Origin of the sequence: Arsenophonus endosymbiont of Aleurodicus dispersus (assembly GCF_900343015.1) — a bacterium.
GTDB lineage: Bacteria > Pseudomonadota > Gammaproteobacteria > Enterobacterales > Enterobacteriaceae > Arsenophonus.
The window spans coordinates 100,741-120,239 of the sequence record NZ_LR025108.1 but is presented as its reverse complement, the minus strand read 5'-3'; the positions used below and the strand labels follow the sequence as shown (position 1 = coordinate 120,239).

The window sequence follows — 19,499 nt, the reverse complement described above, 5'->3', positions numbered from 1 at the left end:
ATCATAGCCGCTTTAATACTATACTGATAGTATTTGGTTTTGATATTATCCATAGATTTTAGTTTTTTTTGCATATTATATAATTTAATAATTTTATTTTTAGTTAGCAATAATTATCAATAAAAAAGTATCTATAGGTGTTTTTTACTCTGCTAAAGAGTAAATAAGTGTTTTATTCATCTAGGAAACTACGTAAAACTTCTGAACGGCTTGGATGACGTAGTTTACGTAACGCTTTTGCTTCAATTTGTCTTATTCGTTCGCGGGTAACATCAAACTGTTTACCAACTTCCTCTAGTGTGTGATCTGTATTCATATCAATACCAAAGCGCATGCGTAGAACTTTTGCCTCACGGGTAGTTAGGCTAGCCAGAACTTCATGGGTTGTTGATCTTAGACTTTCTGAGGTAGCAGAGTCTAATGGTAGCTCTATAGTAGTATCTTCAATGAAATCACTAAGATGTGAATCTTCATCATCGCCAATAGGCGTTTCCATAGAAATAGGCTCTTTGGCAATTTTTAGTACTTTACGTATTTTATCCTCAGGCATTAACATGCGTTCTGCTAACTCTTCAGGTGATGGTTCACGGCCCATTTCCTGTAACATTTGTCGAGAAATACGGTTTAGTTTGTTTATCGTTTCGATCATGTGCACTGGGATACGGATAGTGCGAGCTTGATCAGCAATTGAGCGTGTGATTGCTTGTCTGATCCACCAGGTTGCATAAGTTGAAAATTTATACCCACGACGGTATTCAAATTTATCAACAGCTTTCATTAGACCAATGTTGCCTTCCTGTATAAGATCAGGAAATTGAAGGCCACGATTGGTATATTTTTTAGCAATAGAGATAACTAATCGTAAGTTAGCTTCAACCATCTCTTTTTTCGCTCGACGAGCTTTTGCTTCACCAATAGACATACGGCGGTTAATATCTTTTAACTGTTCAATGATTAAACCGGTCTCTTCTTCAACCTGTTGTAATTTTTGCAAAGAGCGTTGTATATCTTCTTCTACTTCAAATAATTTTTTAGACCAGGGTTTATTCATTGTTTTTGCCGTAGTTAACCAATTGGTATTGGCTTCATTACCAGAGAATAAGGTAATGAAGTTTTTCTTTGGCATTTTGCATTGTTCAATACAGAGTTTCATGATGCTACATTCTTGATAGCGAACACAATCCATCATATCTCGCATATTGTTCACTAAATAATCAAACTGTTTTGGTACTAAACGAAACTGTTTAAAAATTTCGGATAACTTCTCTATTTCTGCTATTGAATTAGCATGGTCACGGCCGTTTTTTTTTATTTCAACGGACGTACGTTCATATTGATCACGTAGCTCTGAAAATTTTTGCCTAGCTAGTTCTGGATCTACATTGTTTTCATCACTGTTGTCACTATGGTCGTTTTCATCTTTATCTTCACTTTCTTCATCATTTAGAGTTTCTTCCGTTAAAACTGAACCTATATGCGGTGCTGTTGTTGCTAAATCATCTTCAGTGTTTGGATCAACAAAACCGGTAATAACATCAGATAGGCGGGTTTTACCTTTTTCAACACGCTCGTATTGATCTAATATATAAGCTATAGCATCAGGATATTCGGCAACAGAACACTGAACCTGATTAATGCCATCTTCTATGCGTTTAGCTATGTTAATTTCGCCTTCACGATTTAGCAGTTCTACGGTGCCCATTTCACGCATATACATCCGCACAGGATCTGTTGTGTGGCCTATTTCACTTTCAACACTAGATAATACTTGGGTAGCAGCCTCAACTGCATCATCGTCAGTATCAGTTGCTGTTTCTGCTAGAATAAGATCGTCGGCATCAGGCGCATCTTCCATCACTTGAATGCCCATATCATTAATCATTTGTATGATATCTTCTATTTGATCTGAATCAACTATATCTTCCGGCAGATGGTCGTTTACCTCAGCATAGGTTAGGTAGCCTTGCTCTTTACCTCTGGTAACTAGTAGCTTCAGCTGTGACTGGGGATTTTGCTCCATAAAATTGTATCCACACTTTATAATTTTGGTTTGTGTTGGTCGGTTAAAACAAGTCAGCCAACAATAAAATTAAATTAAATGTAATTATTTCATGTGTGATGCTCTTTATATCATGGTTACTTACAGGCGGTTGCTCTACATTTCCGCCACTTAAGCCGGATGTTTTTCAATATTTCAGGATTACTATTTTCTTGAAATAGTAATTAAATGAACCTCTTTACGTTCTTCACTGGTTAACCCTTCTGTTCGCTCTTTTGCCATCAGAGATACAAACCTTTCATCAAGCGCGGTAATAAATAAATGTTCCAAGGTATCTTTAAACATTTTTTTTGCTATCTCTTCTATCTTTATATCGTTCCAAGTGGCAAGTTTTTCAAGTTGCTTAACAAATTTATTATTACGATAGCATTCCAATAATTGACCAGTATTTATGCCAAGGTTAGATTGACAAAGTTCAACTAATTCTAAAAACAGCGTTAATCCTGGTAATTTTAAGTGCTTAACCGCATCAAGAGTAGGAATTAGGCTGACAAAATTGGGGTTTTGTACTAATAATGCAATTAATATTCGCATTGTTGTTGGTTTAATTTTGGGTATTTGATAATTTTTTTTTTCAGCAGATTCTTTTTCGATTATGCGTAAAATACGTGAAGTATCAGGAATACCAATAAAATTACCCAATTTTTGTGCTAAATATAACTGTAAAGTATCACCAGGCACTTTTTTAATTAAAGGTATGGCAAGACGATTCAATTTTGCTTTACCTTCATGACTGCCTAAATCAACTTGTGCAACTAATGTATCAAATAAAAATGTAGATAAAGAGTGTGATTTATCCATTAGTTGTTCAAAATTTGTTTTACCTTCTTTACGTATCAGTGAATCAGGATCATCCCCATCAGGTAAAAACATAAATTGTAACTGGCGACCATCCCTTAAATAGGGAAGCGCCGTTTCAAGCATTCGCCATGATGCTTCACGACCTGCTTTATCCCCATCATAACAACAAATAACCGTATCTGTTGTTCGAAAAAGCAACTGGATATGCTCTGCAGTTATTGATGTACCTAATGATGCTACGGCATAATGAATGCCAAACTGTGCCATAGCGACAACATCCATATAACCTTCTACAACTAATAGTTTAGAAAGTGCTAGATTATTTTGTGTTGCTTCATATAAGCCATATAATTGCCGGCCTTTATGAAAAATCTCAGTTTCTGGCGAATTGAGATATTTTGGTAACTTATTATTTAAAACGCGCCCACCAAATGCTACAACTCGTCCCCTCCAATCTCTGATTGGAAACATTATGCGTTCACGAAAGCGATCGTAAGTATGACCATTATTAGTTATAACTAACATACCAGCAGCATCTAGCTGTTTATGGCTATTAGCACGTTTAGCGAAATGATTGAGTAGGTTGTCCCAACCAGTTGGTGCAAACCCGATAGAAAAACGATGAATAACTTCATCATTTAAGCTGCGTTGTATTAAATATTGTTTTGCCTTCTGTGAGCTTAATTTATTTAATGAATGTTGATAAAACTGATTAATATTATCCATTAATTGATAAAGATTTTGTCGCTGATGACGCTCAATTTTTTTTGAACTATTACCTGGTTCACAAGGAATTTCCAGTCCGTGCACGGTAGCCAGTTCTTCAACTGTTTCGATAAAATCAAGCTTGTCATAATTCATTATAAAATCAATGGCATTCCCATGTGCACCACAGCCAAAACAGTGATAAAATTGTTTATTACTATTAACTGTAAATGAGGGATTTTTTTCATTATGAAATGGACAACACGCCTGATGGTTCTTACCTTTTTTTTTTAGCGGCACTTTATTATTAATAAGATCAACAATATCTGTTCTAGCCAATAAATCATTAATAAATGTACTAGGAATTTGTCTAGCCATAAACTCATCTTTTATGAAAGGATGAAAAAGAGCAAGTAGCGCTTTGCTGTTTGGAAAGCACAGCATTTGTAATCACTAAATAACTGCTGTATAATTACTACAATTATTGAATCATAGCAATTAGTACAAACGAGTACGACGCGCGTTTTCGCGAGTTAGTTTTTTAGCATGGCGCTTTACTGCTGATGCTTTTTCACGTTTACGTACAGTCGTTGGTTTCTCATAGAACTCGCGACGGCGCACTTCAGCTAATATCCCTGCTTTTTCGCAAGAACGCTTAAAACGACGTAGTGCTACGTCAAATAGCTCGTTTTCACGTACTTTAATTACCGGCATGTGCCTTTCACCTCAAAAAATTGTTTTTTGCTGTCAACACCCAGCTGTATTTTAAAAAGATGCTTAATTTTACTTTAATATGTAGGGTTTTGTAAAGTTTTGTATAAAAACTAAACGCATAAAATAATCATATTATTTATAATAAAAATATTTATCATATTCATTCTAATGAAAATAGATAAATTATACAAATTACTATATTAATAGTAACTTATTTAATTCATATATATATAAAGTTATTTATTTACTGATAAGTTGTATCTTGTTTACATTAATAGTAACAAACTAACGTTGTTAGCATAACGTGGTGAGTAATAATATATGCGTGTTTTAGGTATAGAGACATCTTGTGATGAAACTGGGATCGCTATTTATGATGATCAAGTAGGTTTATTAGCTAATCAATTATATAGTCAGGTAAAAGTGCATGCTAATTATGGCGGTGTGGTCCCTGAATTAGCTTCTCGCGATCATATTAGTAAAACAATTCCTTTAATTAGAACAGTAGTACAAGAAGCAGGTTTAACAGGTGGTGATATTGATGCTGTTGCTTATACCGAGGGTCCTGGTTTAATTGGAGCTTTATTAGTTGGAGCAACAATCGGGCGTTCATTAGCATTTGCCTGGCGAGTACCATCTATCCCTATCCATCATATGGAAGGTCATTTACTGGCGCCAATGCTAGAAGAAAAAAGTCCTAAATGTCCTTTTGTCGCTTTATTAGTATCTGGTGGTCATACTCAGCTAATTAATGTAATGGAGATTGGTAAATATCAGTTATTAGGTGAATCAATTGATGATGCTGCTGGTGAAGCTTTTGATAAGACAGCAAAATTATTAGGCTTAGATTATCCGGGCGGGCCGGCACTATCATTGATAGCTCAACAGGGACAGGCTAGTCGTTTTGTTTTTCCTCGTCCGATGACAAATCGACCAGGATTGGATTTTAGTTTTTCAGGTTTAAAAACTTTTGCTGCTAATATTATTCGTAGTAATAGTATGGATCAACAAACTGCTGCTGATATTGCTCGGGCATTTGAAGATGCTGTTGTTGATACATTAGTTATTAAATGTAAACGAGCTTTAGAAAAAACTGGATATAAGCGTTTGGTTATTGCAGGTGGTGTAAGTGCCAATCGTCCCTTACGTCTTAAAATGGCAGAATCTATAACAAAAATTGGTGGTCAAGTTTTTTATGCTAGACCAGAATTTTGTACTGATAATGGTGCAATGATAGCGTTAGCTGGTATGATTCGTTTAAAAAATGGCGTAAGTTGTAGTCTAGATATCAACGTTAAAGCACGTTGGTCACTAGCAGATTTATCACCACTAACAACCACTTGACATAAATATACTTAAAATATAAAAATTTAGACAGTAATTAATTATTTTTTTTCTTGCTTTTTAGTACATTAAATAATTTCTTTATTTGTTTTTGCTTTTTTCTTCATTTTTAGTTAGGAAGACATATAAAGTATAAAGCAGCAGATAAAAATGGTGCTGGATATTAAACTACATAGGTTAAGATAACCTATGTTAATTATTACTCCAAATAAGCAAGACATTTTTAACTAAACTTTTTAAGAAGAATTTTATTTTTATAAAATTCTTATTTGCGCCCAGTCTGTTAAATAAACAAACAGATGGTGGATTATTTTAAATTTTTTATTACTGCACATTTTAGTAAAATGTGTGATTAGTTGGCTATTTTTTCTAATTAAAATATATAAGTATCTTAAACGTGATTCTTTATCACAATTTTAAAATGAGATAAGAATAAATGGATATTGTATTTATTGAACGGTTATTAGTATTCACAACTATTGGTGTGTATGATTGGGAACAAACTATCCAACAGAAACTATTACTTGATATTGAGATTGGATGTGATAATCAGCGCGCAGCTAAAAGTGATCAAGTGGAATATTGTGTAGATTATGCTATGATTAGCCAAATGGTAATTCAACATATAGAAACAAAAAAATTTGCATTGATAGAACGGGTTGCTCAAGAGGTTGCAGATCTTATTTTAAATCAGTTTTATAGTTGTTGGGTACGAGTGAAAGTTTGTAAACCAGGAGCGGTGGAACAGGCAAAACAGGTTGGTGTGATTATAGAGCGAATAAAATATATTTAAGTTAGTTGAAATCTGTAAAATATTTTATTCCGGCCACCATTCAGTTAATTTCTTTATACGTTTTCTAATTAGATTATTCTTAATTATGATACCTTTAATACCTTGTTCAATAAGATTTTTACTTGATACTTGTTGTACTGTCTTAAATGCTTCAATAGCAAATTTAGCTTGTGGATAATTAATATGATCTAGGCCTATCCGGCTGCGGGCATCTGCTTCACAGGCGATAACTAGTTGATTGATACGCTCTGGTTTCCTCCAACAATCTAATTGATTAAATAGGTTAATCACAGTTTCAGGTGTCAACTGATTAATTTTGTGGATTTGCTGATAAAAACGGGCCATTAATTTAGCTAAATCTTTCATTCTCTTAGGAATACCGAGTCTATTGCACATGGTTTCAATTAGCAAAATACTCCTGCTAGCATTATCTTCATGCTGGGTCCATTGTTCAGATGGAATTAGTGCTTTACTAAAGTCATGGCAGAGAGCAGCAAAGCGAGTTTCGAGATTGTTGGTTAATGATGCCGCTATTTTTAAGGTTAAAAACAGGTTTATTCCAGTATCTATTTTTGGCTCTGATCTGGTTGCTGCGGATATACTAAATAATTGATTAATCTCAGGAAAAAGAATAGATAGTGCGCCACAATCGTATAAGGTACGAAAATATATTTGAGGCGAAGATGATTGCAGTGCTTTTTTTGTTTCTACCCATACTCTTTCTGCTCTAATTGTACTAAGCTCCTGGTTAAAAACCATTTTTTTTATTAATGATTGTGTTTCGTTAGTAATAGTAAATTTTTTATTCGTCAATCTAGCAGCAAAACGAGCCACTCTTAGTATTCGTAAAGGATCTTCTGTAAAAGCCGCTGAAACATGGCGTAATAGACGTTTTTTTATATCTTGTTCACCATGGTAAGGATCAATCAGTTGTCCATCTTCAGTTTGGGCGATGGCATTGATAGTAAGATCTCTACGTAATAGATCTTCTTCAATAATTACATCAGGTGCAGTATAGCAGGAAAAGCCTGTATACCCTACATCAGTTTTGCGTTCTGTACGAGCTAAAGCATACTCTTCACGTGTTTTTGGATGTAGAAAAACAGGAAAATCCTTACCTACTTGCTGGAACCCTAATTTTATTAAATCATCCGAAGTAGCCCCGACCACCACCCAGTCACGATCATAAATAGGTAATCCTAATAGCTGATCTCTTACTGCGCCACCAACAAGATAAATCTGCATGGTATTTTTTTTTTACGTTGTTAGTAATAATAACCCCAAAATAAAACCTACACTGCTAGTTTCATACAGAACCTATGTTCACCTACATCATTGTAACACTAATTTAGATGTATGGTAAGCTTTATTGAATCTATCCGGTTTTTTATGATATCAAATACCCTAGTTATAGCTATGCACACCTAACGCGATTTTTTTTTAAGCCATGTATTTTATTAGGTTTAGGCCATAAGGTCGTTGATGTTATAAATAATCAGTTTCTGTCTACGTTATATTATTTATAGTTCAGTCGATGGAAGCTAATAGCCAGCTTATATATCAAAATATTAGAGTGTTTATGATGTAGTTGTGCACTGACCTAATTAGCCAGTTTTCTGGAAAAATACTCCAGCAGTTTAGCAATTTTAGTCGATTTTTATCTCTACATTTGCTGATACCTAACACTTGATTCTTTATTTTTATAAGTTGGGAACCAACCCTATTGAAGCAATAATACTATGTTTATTTAACTAATGGTAGTATGTGTGTAATCGTAAAATAAGTTAAAATAAATAAGGACGAAGATGGATTCTTCGCTAAACCCTTTGAAAAACATTTTATCAAAGTACATATAACTAGCATATTATTATAATTTTTATAAAAAAATTGTTAGTCATAACCTATTATAGGATGATTTTTAATCAAATCTAATGCTAAATCTGGCGATTTATACCTATTACTACTATTTGTCTGGTTTAATTGATAAAATAATTTATCAAACTTACTTTTATTTAATTTGGCAAAAATAAATAGTAATATACTAATGTCAATAACAGTAAGGTTAGGTAATTTTATTTCTTTTTTACTACACACAATATAATGAATATTCCCGTAATATATAACTAAATACCTTGTTTTAATTTCCTGATAGTTAAACAATAATAACAGAAATATATAAAAATAAGATTTTATTTTTTATATCTTTATATAGCTATAAAGTAACTAATCAGGGGTAATCAATATTTAAATATATCTATGTTAAAATGCGGATAACGTCATCATAACCTAATGATATTTATCAATATATTTCAACATTATTAATAAACGTTAATGAAGTGTTAACATTTTTAGAGATATTTAATAAATATAGCATTGCTATAATAAAAAATATTAAAGATAAAAAAAAATTATTCTTAAATATACTGAAAAAAAGCTTTGTCTCTTTAATTAAAGAAAAAATAATAGTAAATTAAATGAATATCTCTAAATTCCAATAAAAGAGTAAATTAAAGTTTTTATTAATTATATAGATAACCTTATTCATTAGTATATATTAATATTAATTATTAGTTACATAATTAACATATCTATGCCAGAACTACCTGAAGTTGAAGCCAGCCGACGTGGAATTGAACCTTACCTAGTTGGTAATAAAATAGAATATAGCATAGTACGCAATAGTAAATTACGTTGGCCGGTAGCACCAGAAATTTTATATATCACTAATCAATCGGTAATTAGTGTTAAACGGCGTGCTAAATATTTACTTATTCAGCTTCAGCATGGTTGGATAATCATCCATTTAGGTATGTCAGGCAGTATCCGTATCTTAACAAAGGAACAGTTAGCCGAAAAACACGATCATATTGACTTAATTTTTTCCAATGGTATAACATTGCGTTATACTGATCCTAGGCGTTTTGGTGCCTGGTTATGGACTGATGATCTAAATAATTGCTCTGTACTTTCTCATTTAGGACCAGAGCCACTTTCTATAGATTTTAATGCCAATTATCTTTACCAACGAGCAAAAAATAAAAAAATAGCTATTAAACCTTGTTTAATGGATAATAAAATCGTGGTTGGTGTAGGCAATATTTATGCTAATGAATCATTATTCGCCTCTAAAATTATGCCAACTAGAGCAGCTTATTCGTTAACTAAAAAAGAGATTAGTAATTTAGTGATTAATATTAAACAAGTTCTTCAATGTTCAATAGAACGGGGTGGAACAACATTAAAAGATTTTTTTCAGTCAGACGGAGAACCAGGATATTTTGCTCAACAACTGTTTATTTATGGTAAAAAAGGTAAACCTTGTTTACATTGTGGTCAACTGATTCAATCTATAAAAATAGGGCAACGCAGTACTTTTTTTTGTCATAACTGTCAAAAATAAACTTAGGTATAACTTATTTTTATTGTGCCATTTTTAAAAAAATTTTTTTGCGATTGGTTATGGTAAAAAATGTAAAATATCACCACTATGGATAGCAACTTCTTTAATTAAAGAAGAAGAAATAAACTCTAACTTCATAGAACAAAAGTATGGTTTCCAGTTCAGCCATTAGATAGCAATTCATATTGGCTAATTGACATTCATATTCAAAATCAGATACAGATCTTATACCTCTAATCAAAATATTAGCTTGGTGTTTTTGCGCAAAATTTCCAGTACGCTCACAAAATAAGATTACTTCAACATTGGTTAGATTTTTTTTCTGTTCTTTAGCAAAGAAAATACGTTCATTGAGGGTAAACATTAGATTTTTACGCTAGCTATTAGCAACTGCTAATATTACTTGTTTAAATATTAAGGCCGCGCGCTTTATAATATCCAAGTTAGCGTAAGTGATAGGATCAAAAGTACTAGGGTAATTGCTTTTATTAATTCTGTTATTTTTGTTCAGCGAGTGTGATATATTTGCTGCAATTTAATAATGGTTTGCTTTATTGCTTCATTCAGTATCCATAATAGGTGTAGAATAAATACGTTCTTATTGTTGTTCTTGTTCATCTTTAAATAATAATTCAATCTCTTTTTGCTGACCTAATCAAAAACTAGCAGCGTGCTGTTTGGCTAATAAAGTTTTTTACTTGCTTTGTATAATGCCACGCCCAGCATTATCAATATTTCCCCCCTATTTAAAAATTTATTAAGTAAACGGGGTTTATCATATTGCTGCTGTTTAAAACTTATATATTTTTTTACTCTATATGATAATATATTTCTTAATTTTATTTTATTATAATTAATAATATTGATGATAGTAATGGATGTCTAGCCAAAAATAGCAAAAAAAAATAACGACACAAGAATTTTTTAGTAGAGCAAAAGTATTAAGATTAAATTCATATTCATATTTTTTAGTATTATTAATATTGTTTCAGCCTCCTAAAACAATATAATTGTAAAATTTGGCCAATTACTATAATTAGTAAATATTTTTGCTTTTTTATATAATGAATTATAAAATAACTAAAGGTATACTTTGTATACTAAGATCTATCTATTATTAACCACAGGAGTAGTTACTCTGCATGATGCCAGAAATAATTAAATTTATTAGCATACATCCAATACTAAGTCTTGCATGGATCGCTTTGTTGAGCGCTGTAATTATCTTAACCTTTAATAGCCTGTTTGCCAAAACAAAAAACATTACCTGTACCCAAGCAATACAATTGATTAATAAAGAAGAAGCGATAACTCTTGATTTACGTTCCCGTGAAGATTTCTGTAAAGGACACATTATTGATTCAATCAACCTGACTACATTAGAAATTAATGACAATAATATTAGAGAATTGGAAAAACATCATCAAAAACCAATTATTGTTGTCTCAGCTAATGGCATAGAAGCATCTAAGTCTTCTAAACAACTATTACAATATGGTTTTAAACGTGTTTTTATTCTAAAAGAAGGAATTACCGGCTGGTCTAGCGAAAATTTACCTTTAGCTAGCTACAAAAAGTAATTCGTCGTACGTATCAGTAATGATATTTATATCATTAAATATTATAAGTACATCGATAGGGTAATTAACATTATATCAGAAAAAAGTTATGAAGCGCTAGTATTCAGCGATATTTATCCTAAAATTTTTTAATTTTAAACCCCAAGGGCTGCTAATATTTTTCAGCAATAGTTCCAATCAGAAATTAAATTAGATTTATACAGTTATCTTATGCTTTACTGTTACTACTAGCTGGGCTGATCAAATTGCTTTCATGTGCGAAGTGCCACATGCCGGCATTTTCTCTATTGATGGGATTAAAGAAAGCCAAATATATCATTGTTGATGCGATGATTGCCAAAATATTTTGTTTACCTATACACGTGAATGTATTACCAATTGATTTAGCCGTAGAACTTTTCCTTAGCTAAACTTAGTACCTATTAATTTTGATGCATTGTTTATGAAATATCTACAACCGTATACTACTAAAACTTAAAATTATGCCAATCATCAGGAAGCTTAATGAACACTGTTTCGATGACAGTTATTGGTGCCGGTTTTTATGGCACCGCATTAGCCATTACACTTGCCAGGAATGGTCATCTGGTTTTACTTTGGCGCCATATTTTAAAATTACAACAAGACTGCTGCAACCAAGCATTTTTACCCAACGTTCTATTACCAAACAATTTATTACCTGAAGTTTCTCTTAAGATAGCAATAAACTCACAATATATTGATCGTCGTTCCAAGCTATGCTTTTAATCAAATATTTTAAAATATTCAACCTTACTTAACACAACAATAAAGGGTACTTACTGGTCGTCTCTTGCCGTTGCCCGAGACACTATCGGAGATAAAATTCCTCTGGCTGTTATTTACTGGCCAAAATTTACCAAATAACTGGCGGCCTGCTTACTTACTGCCATTACGGTAGCAGCTTCTAATACAGAATTTAGTGAAGAGCTGCCGCAAATTTTCCATTGTGGTAATGGTATGCGATTTGGAGCGAATGCTCGCATAGCGTTGATAACCAGTGGATTAGCTGAAATATGCGATGGGTGCTAAAACCTCTACATTTATGTATGGGTATGGCTGGCTTAGGGGATTTAGTTTTTACATGTACTGATAATCAATCTCGTAACCGTCGATTTGGCATTATACTTGGCCAAGGCATGCAGATTAAAGAAGCTGAAAAACAGATTGGTCGGTTGGTTTAAGGTTACTTAAATACTAAGAAAGTCCGTGCGTTAGCGCAACGTGTTGGTGTAGAAATGCCAATTACTGAGCAAATATATCAGGTTTTATACGGAAATAAAAACGTAAGCTGCCTGCACATTACTTAAAGACTAAATGATCCACATGCTTCTTAATTATTTTAAATATTAGAGTTTTAATATGTCCGATAGGAACATGAACGATAATAAAGCCAGAAGGTAAAATTTTAGCCAATTGTTAACCAATATTAGCTATTTTTTTCATTCTAAATTATTTTAATATTATAATCTTAGTAATTACTTAAGTTATATTCTAGTAAATACGTTAGTTACTCTGATTATGCCATAGATTGTTGTTCGAGAGATTATTCAAGATACTAATGAAAAAATATATAAATTATCACTTTTAAAAATATCATTATTAGTAATTTATTAAACTATTCAGCTATATTGGGGTTATCAGTATCTACATATTTGTATAATATTTCAATTCATAATTTAGAACCAATACTTTTACTTCAGATTAAACAATTTATAATATTAGGATGCGCACTTTTTCTAAAAGGATAAAGTTTTATTTAACTTTTATGTTAAATCCACATATATTAACTAATATTATTTCATTGTGGTTTAATTGTAGTATTTATTTAAATATTTATGCAAAAATTGAAGTTTTTTATTTTTATATCTAGATAATAAAACTTAAAATGTAATCATATTATGTTATCTTACAAGATGCCGATATTATAAATTTATTCTATAAAAATAATATGAAATAGGTTTCAACTTTATTTAATATAAATATAATTATTATATTTCATCACTAATTGATTAATATCATAAATATATGCTGTATATTTTATAGTATTATTAGACTTGAATAGATAAACCATATAATTAACTAAATACTAATTTTTATAAAGATATTATATTAAGTCATTACAATATCTTAATTTATTTTTATAACAAATAGCAATATTTTTAAAAATATAACTTTCTTTTTTGTATTTTTATTATATATAGAGTAAGTATGGTACTAATGTTCTATCTAAATATAGTAGTAACTATGTAATAATTTCTAATTTCCTAATCCAAGTAATTTTAGGTAGATTTTATGCTAAATTCAATAAATAAATTTTTCTAACTAGAACTCATCATATTCTATGATAGAAATTTTCAGATTGGAACAATATAATAGTTATTTTTTAACAGCGCGTTCAAAAGAAGAAATAATTTCGTTTTTTGCTGCGTCAATATTTTCCCATCCTTCTACTTTTACCCATTTTCCTTGTTCTAAATCTTTATAGTGTTCAAAAAAGTATTTAATTTGAGCGAGTAATAATTTAGGAAAGTCATTAATATCTTTAATATGATCATATTCTTTAGTTAATTTAGAATGAGGTACTGCTACTAATTTTGAATCTTCACCAGATTCATCTTTCATTTTTAATACACCGATTGGACAACAACGTATTACAGTTCCTGTTTGTAATGGATAAGGTGTTGGAACTAAAACATCAACGGGATCGCCATCTAAGGATAGAGTATGATTGATATACCCATAATTGCAGGGATAAACCATAGTAGTAGACATAAAACGATCGACAAAAATTGCTCCATATTTTTTATCTACTTCATATTTTATTGGATTTGTATTCGCGGTAATTTCTATAATAACATAGATATCCTCCGGTAGTTTTTCACCGGCAGGTATATTCTTTAGGCTCATAAAAATGTCCTTTATTAAAAGCTAAAAATTAATTAGTTATTATTATAACCATAAAAGAAAAAAAAATTACTATTTGATCGTATTTTTTTATAAAAATAAGTTTAACAATAAAGGCTAGATTATTTGCTTTTATTGCATATGATATGAGGTTTATTTACTGACTGAAAATTTCAGCATAAATATTTTTTTGTTCTCTACTAAATATTTTCTTCTAACGAAGAAAGGTAAATATTGATATAGTTTTTCTGTTATATAGATAAAATCTGATTAGTACCATAAATTGCTTTACTTTTAGCATGTTCACCTAAAAAGGTGATTGGTTTCCATTTAGGAAATGTATTTTATTTGGATAAATATAAACATTACCTTTTAGTAAATTTAGGTAAAAATATACTACCAGAGAACTAAGCTTTAACTTATTATATCAAATAGCAATAAATTTTGTTATGTATGTGTATACTGTTTAGCTAAATTAGCAAAAAATTAATATTTTATTTTTTTTACTGATTAGTGCTAATCATCCTGTAGGTAATAAATTATTACTATTTTATAATTACTGTTACGTATTTCATCAAACTCAGTCATAATTATAGAAAATTTTTACTGGGTTATATTTTCAACCCTTTTCCTATGAAGTGCTATAACGATTACACTTTAAGCGCGAAATTTTTTCTTTGATCACAGCCTTTATAAATTAATTTTTTCAAAAGGTTAAGTGAAATAATATTCTGTAGCAATGTTAATTTTAACAGGAGTTTTAGCCATAGTGCTATAAAAATAATAATAAAAATTATTTATTAGTTATTTACCTATATCTAAATAATGAACTATTTATTTGCACCTGATACGATTGCTATTAATGATTAATTCTCAATTTATTTTATAAATTAGGTTGTACCTAAACATAATATTGAATCAAGCTATTTTGTGCTGTTAATACATATATAATTGCACAATAAAATTAATGACAAATTAACCATTATGTGATAAATTTACTTAAATTTATATTATATTTAATTCTATACTTGTTCTCCGCTGCCTTTTTGCTTATAATTAGCGCATTATTATGAATATTTATAATAATGCACTATGAAATTAAATGTTCTAAGGGAGTGTGTTAAGCGGAGTTTATATGTATGCTGTTTTCCAAAGTGGTGGTAAACAACACCTAGTCAGCGAAGGTCAGATAGTTCGACTGGAAAAGTTAGACATTGCAACAGGTGCGATTATTCAGTTCGATCAAGTATTGATGATTGCCGATGGCGATGATATTAAAATCGGTGCTTTTGTCGTTGAAGAAAGAAAAGTGAAAGCTGAAGTTATTGCGCATGGTCGCTGTAAGAAAATTAAAATTGTTAAATTTCGGCGCCGTAAACATAGCCGCAAACAACAGGGTCACCGTCAGTGGTTTACTGATGTTAAAATAACTAGTATTGCTTAATAATTAAGGGAGCAGATTTATGGCACATAAAAAGGCTGGTGGCTCAACTCGTAACGGTCGCGATTCTGAGTCAAAACGCCTAGGTGTAAAACGTTTTTGTGGTGAATCTGTGTTGGCAGGTAGCATTCTTGCTCGTCAGCGTGGCACTATATTCCATGCTGGTAGCAATGTTGGTTGCGGTCGTGATTATACTCTATTTGCATTGGTTGACGGAAAAGTTAAATTTAAAATTAAAGGACTAAAAAATCGTAAATATATCAGTATACAAGCTGAATAAGTTTTATTGATCTTTTAAAAGCATTTTAAAAGCCCTGCAAAATTGTAGGGCTTTTTATATATTAGCATATAATGCTTAGTCTGCGGAGAAAAGATAATGAAATTTGTTGATGAAGCTAAAATATTAGTTATAGCTGGAGATGGCGGCAATGGCTGCGTTAGCTTCCGCCGTTAAAAATATATTTCTAAGGGTGGTCCTGATGGGGGAGATGGGGGAGATGGGGGAGATGTTTATCTATTGGCTGATGAAAATATTAATACATTGATTGACTTTCGATTTAAAACAATTTTCCAATCTGAACGAGGACATAATGGTAAAAGTGACAATTGTACTGGTAAACGTGGTAAAAATAACACCATTAAAGTACCGGTGGGTACTAGGATACGTGATTTTTCAACCAGTACAATCATTGGGGATATGACATGTCACGGGCAGATTTTAATGGTTGCAAAGGGTGGATTTCATGGTTTAGGTAATACCAGATTTAAATCATCAGTTAACCGTGCTCCTCTTCAAAAAACTATAGGAACAAAAGGAAAAACAAGAGTATTAATACTTCAATTGATATTACTTGCTGATGTAGGCATGCTAGGCATGCCTAATGCAGGTAAATCAACTTTCATTCGCTTAGTATCGGAGGCTAAGCCTAAAGTTGCTGATTATCCATTTACTACTTTGGTGCCTAGTTTGGGCGTAGTACGCATTGATAGTAAGCAAAAATTTGTTATTGCAGATATTCCTGGATTAATTAAGGGAGCGGCAAAAGGAACAGGTCTTGGCATTCGTTTTTTAAAGCATTTAGAACGTTGCACGATACTTCTGCATCTTATTGATATTTTTCCTATTGATGGTTCTGATCCAGTCCAGAATGTCAAAATAATTGATAATGAACTTAAAAAATACAGTGAAAAATTAGCAAAAAAAACGCGTTGGTTAGTTTTTAATAAATTTGATCTTTTGACCTATGAAGAGGCTAACAACCGTGTAAAAGCCATTATTGAAGCATTAAAATGGCAAGACAAGTATTATCAGATTTCTCAGGTAAATAAGCTAGGTGTTAAGTCACTTTGTTGGGATATTATGAAGTTTATACAAGTTCATCCTCAAAATATATTGGTAGATAGCACGGGAGCAGATAAAGCTAAATTTATATGGGATGATTATTAAAAATAACAATAATTTGATCATAAAGTTGATCTAGATAATCATAATTAATATTATGATTTTTATTTATAATAGGTTATTTATTAATATAAATTATTTTTTAGTTTTTACTGACTAAATATTTTTTTTATTAGTAATTACGATAAGTATTCTTATCTGTATGTACTTAAAAATGGATTAGCGGAAGACAGCAATTATTATATCATTTTAGCTAATATTTTATTATTAACGGCTATATTATTCAAGCCATTTATCATAACCAGCTAGCTAGTGGGATAAATTTTAGTTTACTGTTATGTTTTTAGCAATAGATTACAAAATATATATCATAGCTGTCGGTGTAATTCAATTTTTACGAGACAGCTCTAATTTAAATTTTTTGTTATGGTAATAACTTGACTAAACAATAGGGTAAAAAAAAGTTAGATTATGAATGTAAGCAATATTACTAGATTTATGACTACCATATAAAAGGTTAATATTTCGATGATTAAATTGCCTTCAACTTATTCAATACTAAGTTACTTTAATTTACTATGTTGCAAATTAGTTGGTGTGTTAAGGTTAGATCGCTAGTGAAGCATGTAACTAAATTACCTTTAAAATTATGCCAGATAATTTTTTCTTCAGTTTATAAATTGTTGATTAATTAATAATCGCTATCTATGTAATACTTTTTAAGTACTTGAAGTTAGTATTATTTATTATACTATATGGTAATCAATCAGTGGTATATCAACTTTATGTGCTATAAAAGCTATATTTATGCTTTTTAGTAGATAATTAATCTAGTTTTAATTTTCGCTGATATCGTTCGATTGAATATTAAAAATAGGTTAAATAACTAATATGGTCTTCTAATTTTTTTAAAAGCCATAAGTGCTGTATATAAAAGTATACATACTAAAATTTTATGCAGAAAAAAGTAAACAGTTAATTAGTATTAGGTGTGCATTAATTAGCACGGTTAATTAAATGATAAAATAATAAAGTGGTAAATTAATAGTTAATAAGGTTCATCCCCTTTTTTGTTTGCGTAGAATTTGGTTTTATCATAAGTACTAATTTGCTTTAATAACAGAAAAATTAGGTAGATATTTAATTTAGGAAAGAATGAGAGGCATTTATTAATGAAACAGATTCCAATGACGGTACGTGGCGCAGAAAAGTTGCGCAAAGAGTTAGAATATTTAAAAAATATTCGCCGTCCTGAAATTATTTCAGCTATTGCAGAAGCCCGTGAACATCGTGATTTAAAAGAAAATGCAGAATATCATGCTGCGCGTGAGCAGCAAGGGTTTTGCGAAGGGCGTATCCAAGATATTGAAATAAAATTGTCTCATGCACAAGTTATTGATATAAAAAAAATAAAAAATGAAGGTCGTATAATATTTGGGGCAACAGTTACTCTATTTAATATCACAACAAACGATAATCAAGTTTATCGTATTGTTGGTGATGATGAAGCTGATATCAAAGAAAATCTCATTTCTATTAATTCACCAATAGCTCGAGGTTTGATCGGTAGGACTATGGATAATGTTGCAGTAGTTATCCCCACCCCCAGTGGTGAAGTTGAATATAAAATTTTAAAAGTAGAATATATTTGATTTTCATTTTATTTTTAAGTGTTCTTTTTAAAAGTTACTTTTAAAGTAAAAAGGTCAAAATAACCTTTTTAATTGTATTAATATAAAAAACTAATTTAGGTAAATGATCTTGCTATTTTACGACGGGGTAAAATAAAAATGTTACAAACACTTTACACATTGATAGCATCTATTTTAAATAGAATACTCACGCGATCTTCTCTCGCTATTATTAATTATAATCAGTTCATTATATAATCATGATTGTTTAATTTCAGCTAAAATACCTTCAGTTAACCCATTGTTATCTATTATTGGATAAGAATTTAGATTACGGTATGTCTTTTTAGACATTGTATTTAATTTTTATTAAAAATCATTATTTTTTGCTTTAGTGGGATTGAAAACGGTAGATTCTACCGCTATCTTTTGGTTATCACCGTGCATTATGTAATTTTTATCTAAAAAATGGCAAATCAAGTTGTTACTTTAATAGTTGGAAACTAATAGCTAATAAAAAGCGTTTGACAAGCTCTGGTCTGGTCGTTAATTGCAGGAACATTTTATTAATAAATATGTTATTTAAGTAGAAAAAAGTATTCTATCACGTGCATGGTTTTAATTAGATGCGACCTAGCAGAATGATAAAATATTTAAACTTGGTATGACTAGAGTTTATTTTTACAGCTTCAAGTGGTTAGTTT

At 30.9% G+C, this 19,499-nt stretch carries 14 protein-coding genes and 3 pseudogenes; 11 read left to right on the top strand and 6 right to left on the bottom strand.

Annotated features, from left to right (window positions below):
- Positions 1–172: 172 nt before the first annotated feature.
- From rpoD to rpsU, 3 genes are all read right to left on the bottom strand, one after another.
- Positions 173–2,020 (bottom strand): RNA polymerase sigma factor RpoD, encoded by a 1,848-nt coding sequence (gene rpoD / locus WBAF_RS00415; protein ID WP_121463135.1) that lies wholly within the window; start codon positions 2,018–2,020, stop codon positions 173–175.
- A gap of 183 nt (positions 2,021–2,203) precedes the next feature.
- On the bottom strand, positions 2,204–3,943 hold the full coding sequence (dnaG, locus tag WBAF_RS00410; RefSeq protein ID WP_121463134.1) for a DNA primase: 1,740 nt from the start codon (positions 3,941–3,943) through the stop codon (positions 2,204–2,206).
- 120 nt (positions 3,944–4,063) lie between these two features.
- The gene (gene rpsU / locus WBAF_RS00405; RefSeq protein WP_121463133.1) at positions 4,064–4,279 is read right to left on the bottom strand and encodes a 30S ribosomal protein S21; all 216 of its coding nucleotides are present in this window, start codon (positions 4,277–4,279) and stop codon (positions 4,064–4,066) included.
- A 321-nt stretch (positions 4,280–4,600) separates the two neighbouring features.
- Between rpsU and tsaD the strand changes: the two genes are divergently transcribed.
- Complete coding sequence (gene tsaD, locus WBAF_RS00400) at positions 4,601–5,623, top strand: tRNA (adenosine(37)-N6)-threonylcarbamoyltransferase complex transferase subunit TsaD (RefSeq protein WP_121463132.1); 1,023 nt, start codon at positions 4,601–4,603, stop codon at positions 5,621–5,623.
- A gap of 436 nt (positions 5,624–6,059) precedes the next feature.
- Positions 6,060–6,416 (top strand): bifunctional dihydroneopterin aldolase/7,8-dihydroneopterin epimerase, encoded by a 357-nt coding sequence (gene folB, locus WBAF_RS00395; protein WP_121463131.1) that lies wholly within the window; start codon positions 6,060–6,062, stop codon positions 6,414–6,416.
- Positions 6,417–6,440: 24 nt separating this feature from the next.
- Here folB and WBAF_RS00390 read toward each other — a convergent pair whose 3' ends face one another.
- The gene (locus WBAF_RS00390; RefSeq protein WP_121463130.1) at positions 6,441–7,661 is read right to left on the bottom strand and encodes a multifunctional CCA addition/repair protein; all 1,221 of its coding nucleotides are present in this window, start codon (positions 7,659–7,661) and stop codon (positions 6,441–6,443) included.
- A 1,345-nt stretch (positions 7,662–9,006) separates the two neighbouring features.
- On the opposite strand from WBAF_RS00390, the gene mutM reads away from it, so the two are divergent.
- Entirely contained in the window at positions 9,007–9,816 is an 810-nt protein-coding gene (mutM, locus tag WBAF_RS00385; RefSeq protein ID WP_121463128.1) for a bifunctional DNA-formamidopyrimidine glycosylase/DNA-(apurinic or apyrimidinic site) lyase, read from the top strand.
- Positions 9,817–9,873: 57 nt separating this feature from the next.
- On the opposite strand, the pseudogene coaD reads toward mutM, so the two are convergent.
- Positions 9,874–10,309 (bottom strand): annotated as a pseudogene (gene coaD, locus WBAF_RS00380) (pantetheine-phosphate adenylyltransferase).
- Between the two features lie 649 nt (positions 10,310–10,958).
- Between coaD and WBAF_RS00375 the strand changes: the two are divergent.
- From WBAF_RS00375 to WBAF_RS02645, 4 genes and pseudogenes are all read left to right on the top strand, one after another.
- Positions 10,959–11,396: a rhodanese-like domain-containing protein gene (locus WBAF_RS00375; protein WP_121463127.1), complete on the top strand. Its 438-nt coding sequence runs from the start codon at positions 10,959–10,961 to the stop codon at positions 11,394–11,396.
- Between the two features lie 269 nt (positions 11,397–11,665).
- Positions 11,666–11,806, top strand: a complete 141-nt coding sequence (locus WBAF_RS00365; protein ID WP_172575475.1) for a hypothetical protein — start codon at positions 11,666–11,668, stop codon at positions 11,804–11,806.
- A gap of 94 nt (positions 11,807–11,900) precedes the next feature.
- Complete coding sequence (locus WBAF_RS02650) at positions 11,901–12,143, top strand: hypothetical protein (protein ID WP_439952278.1); 243 nt, start codon at positions 11,901–11,903, stop codon at positions 12,141–12,143.
- Between the two features lie 69 nt (positions 12,144–12,212).
- Positions 12,213–12,724 (top strand): annotated as a pseudogene (locus tag WBAF_RS02645) (NAD(P)H-dependent glycerol-3-phosphate dehydrogenase); the annotation flags it as partial.
- A gap of 1,069 nt (positions 12,725–13,793) precedes the next feature.
- On the opposite strand, the gene ppa reads toward WBAF_RS02645, so the two are convergent.
- The gene (gene ppa, locus WBAF_RS00355) at positions 13,794–14,324 is read right to left on the bottom strand and encodes an inorganic diphosphatase (RefSeq protein WP_121463126.1); all 531 of its coding nucleotides are present in this window, start codon (positions 14,322–14,324) and stop codon (positions 13,794–13,796) included.
- 1,132 nt (positions 14,325–15,456) lie between these two features.
- On the opposite strand from ppa, the gene rplU reads away from it, so the two are divergent.
- The 4 genes and pseudogenes from rplU (at position 15,457) to greA (ending at position 18,816) form a co-directional block, all read left to right on the top strand.
- Positions 15,457–15,765 (top strand): 50S ribosomal protein L21, encoded by a 309-nt coding sequence (gene rplU / locus WBAF_RS00350; RefSeq protein ID WP_121463125.1) that lies wholly within the window; start codon positions 15,457–15,459, stop codon positions 15,763–15,765.
- Between the two features lie 19 nt (positions 15,766–15,784).
- Positions 15,785–16,042 carry a 50S ribosomal protein L27 gene (gene rpmA, locus WBAF_RS00345; RefSeq protein WP_121463124.1) on the top strand — a complete coding sequence of 86 codons (258 nt, stop codon included), beginning with the start codon at positions 15,785–15,787 and terminating at the stop codon, positions 16,040–16,042.
- A gap of 180 nt (positions 16,043–16,222) precedes the next feature.
- Positions 16,223–17,206 (top strand): annotated as a pseudogene (gene cgtA, locus WBAF_RS00340) (Obg family GTPase CgtA); the annotation flags it as partial.
- 1,130 nt (positions 17,207–18,336) lie between these two features.
- Entirely contained in the window at positions 18,337–18,816 is a 480-nt protein-coding gene (greA, locus tag WBAF_RS00335) for a transcription elongation factor GreA (RefSeq protein ID WP_121463123.1), read from the top strand.
- Positions 18,817–19,499 lie beyond the last annotated feature (683 nt).

Bases quoted from the DNA above. Each gene is read 5' to 3' on its own strand.
- rpoD (WP_121463135.1), bottom strand. From the start codon at position 2,020: ATGGAGCAAAATCCCCAGTCACAGCTGAAGCTACTAGTTACCAGAGGT.
- dnaG (WP_121463134.1), bottom strand. From the start codon at position 3,943: ATGGCTAGACAAATTCCTAGTACATTTATTAATGATTTATTGGCTAGA.
- rpsU (WP_121463133.1), bottom strand. From the start codon at position 4,279: ATGCCGGTAATTAAAGTACGTGAAAACGAGCTATTTGACGTAGCACTA.
- tsaD (WP_121463132.1), top strand. From the start codon at position 4,601: ATGCGTGTTTTAGGTATAGAGACATCTTGTGATGAAACTGGGATCGCT.
- folB (WP_121463131.1), top strand. From the start codon at position 6,060: ATGGATATTGTATTTATTGAACGGTTATTAGTATTCACAACTATTGGT.
- WBAF_RS00390 (WP_121463130.1), bottom strand. From the start codon at position 7,661: ATGCAGATTTATCTTGTTGGTGGCGCAGTAAGAGATCAGCTATTAGGA.
- mutM (WP_121463128.1), top strand. From the start codon at position 9,007: ATGCCAGAACTACCTGAAGTTGAAGCCAGCCGACGTGGAATTGAACCT.
- WBAF_RS00375 (WP_121463127.1), top strand. From the start codon at position 10,959: ATGATGCCAGAAATAATTAAATTTATTAGCATACATCCAATACTAAGT.
- WBAF_RS00365 (WP_172575475.1), top strand. From the start codon at position 11,666: ATGCCGGCATTTTCTCTATTGATGGGATTAAAGAAAGCCAAATATATC.
- WBAF_RS02650 (WP_439952278.1), top strand. From the start codon at position 11,901: ATGAACACTGTTTCGATGACAGTTATTGGTGCCGGTTTTTATGGCACC.
- ppa (WP_121463126.1), bottom strand. From the start codon at position 14,324: ATGAGCCTAAAGAATATACCTGCCGGTGAAAAACTACCGGAGGATATC.
- rplU (WP_121463125.1), top strand. From the start codon at position 15,457: ATGTATGCTGTTTTCCAAAGTGGTGGTAAACAACACCTAGTCAGCGAA.
- rpmA (WP_121463124.1), top strand. From the start codon at position 15,785: ATGGCACATAAAAAGGCTGGTGGCTCAACTCGTAACGGTCGCGATTCT.
- greA (WP_121463123.1), top strand. From the start codon at position 18,337: ATGAAACAGATTCCAATGACGGTACGTGGCGCAGAAAAGTTGCGCAAA.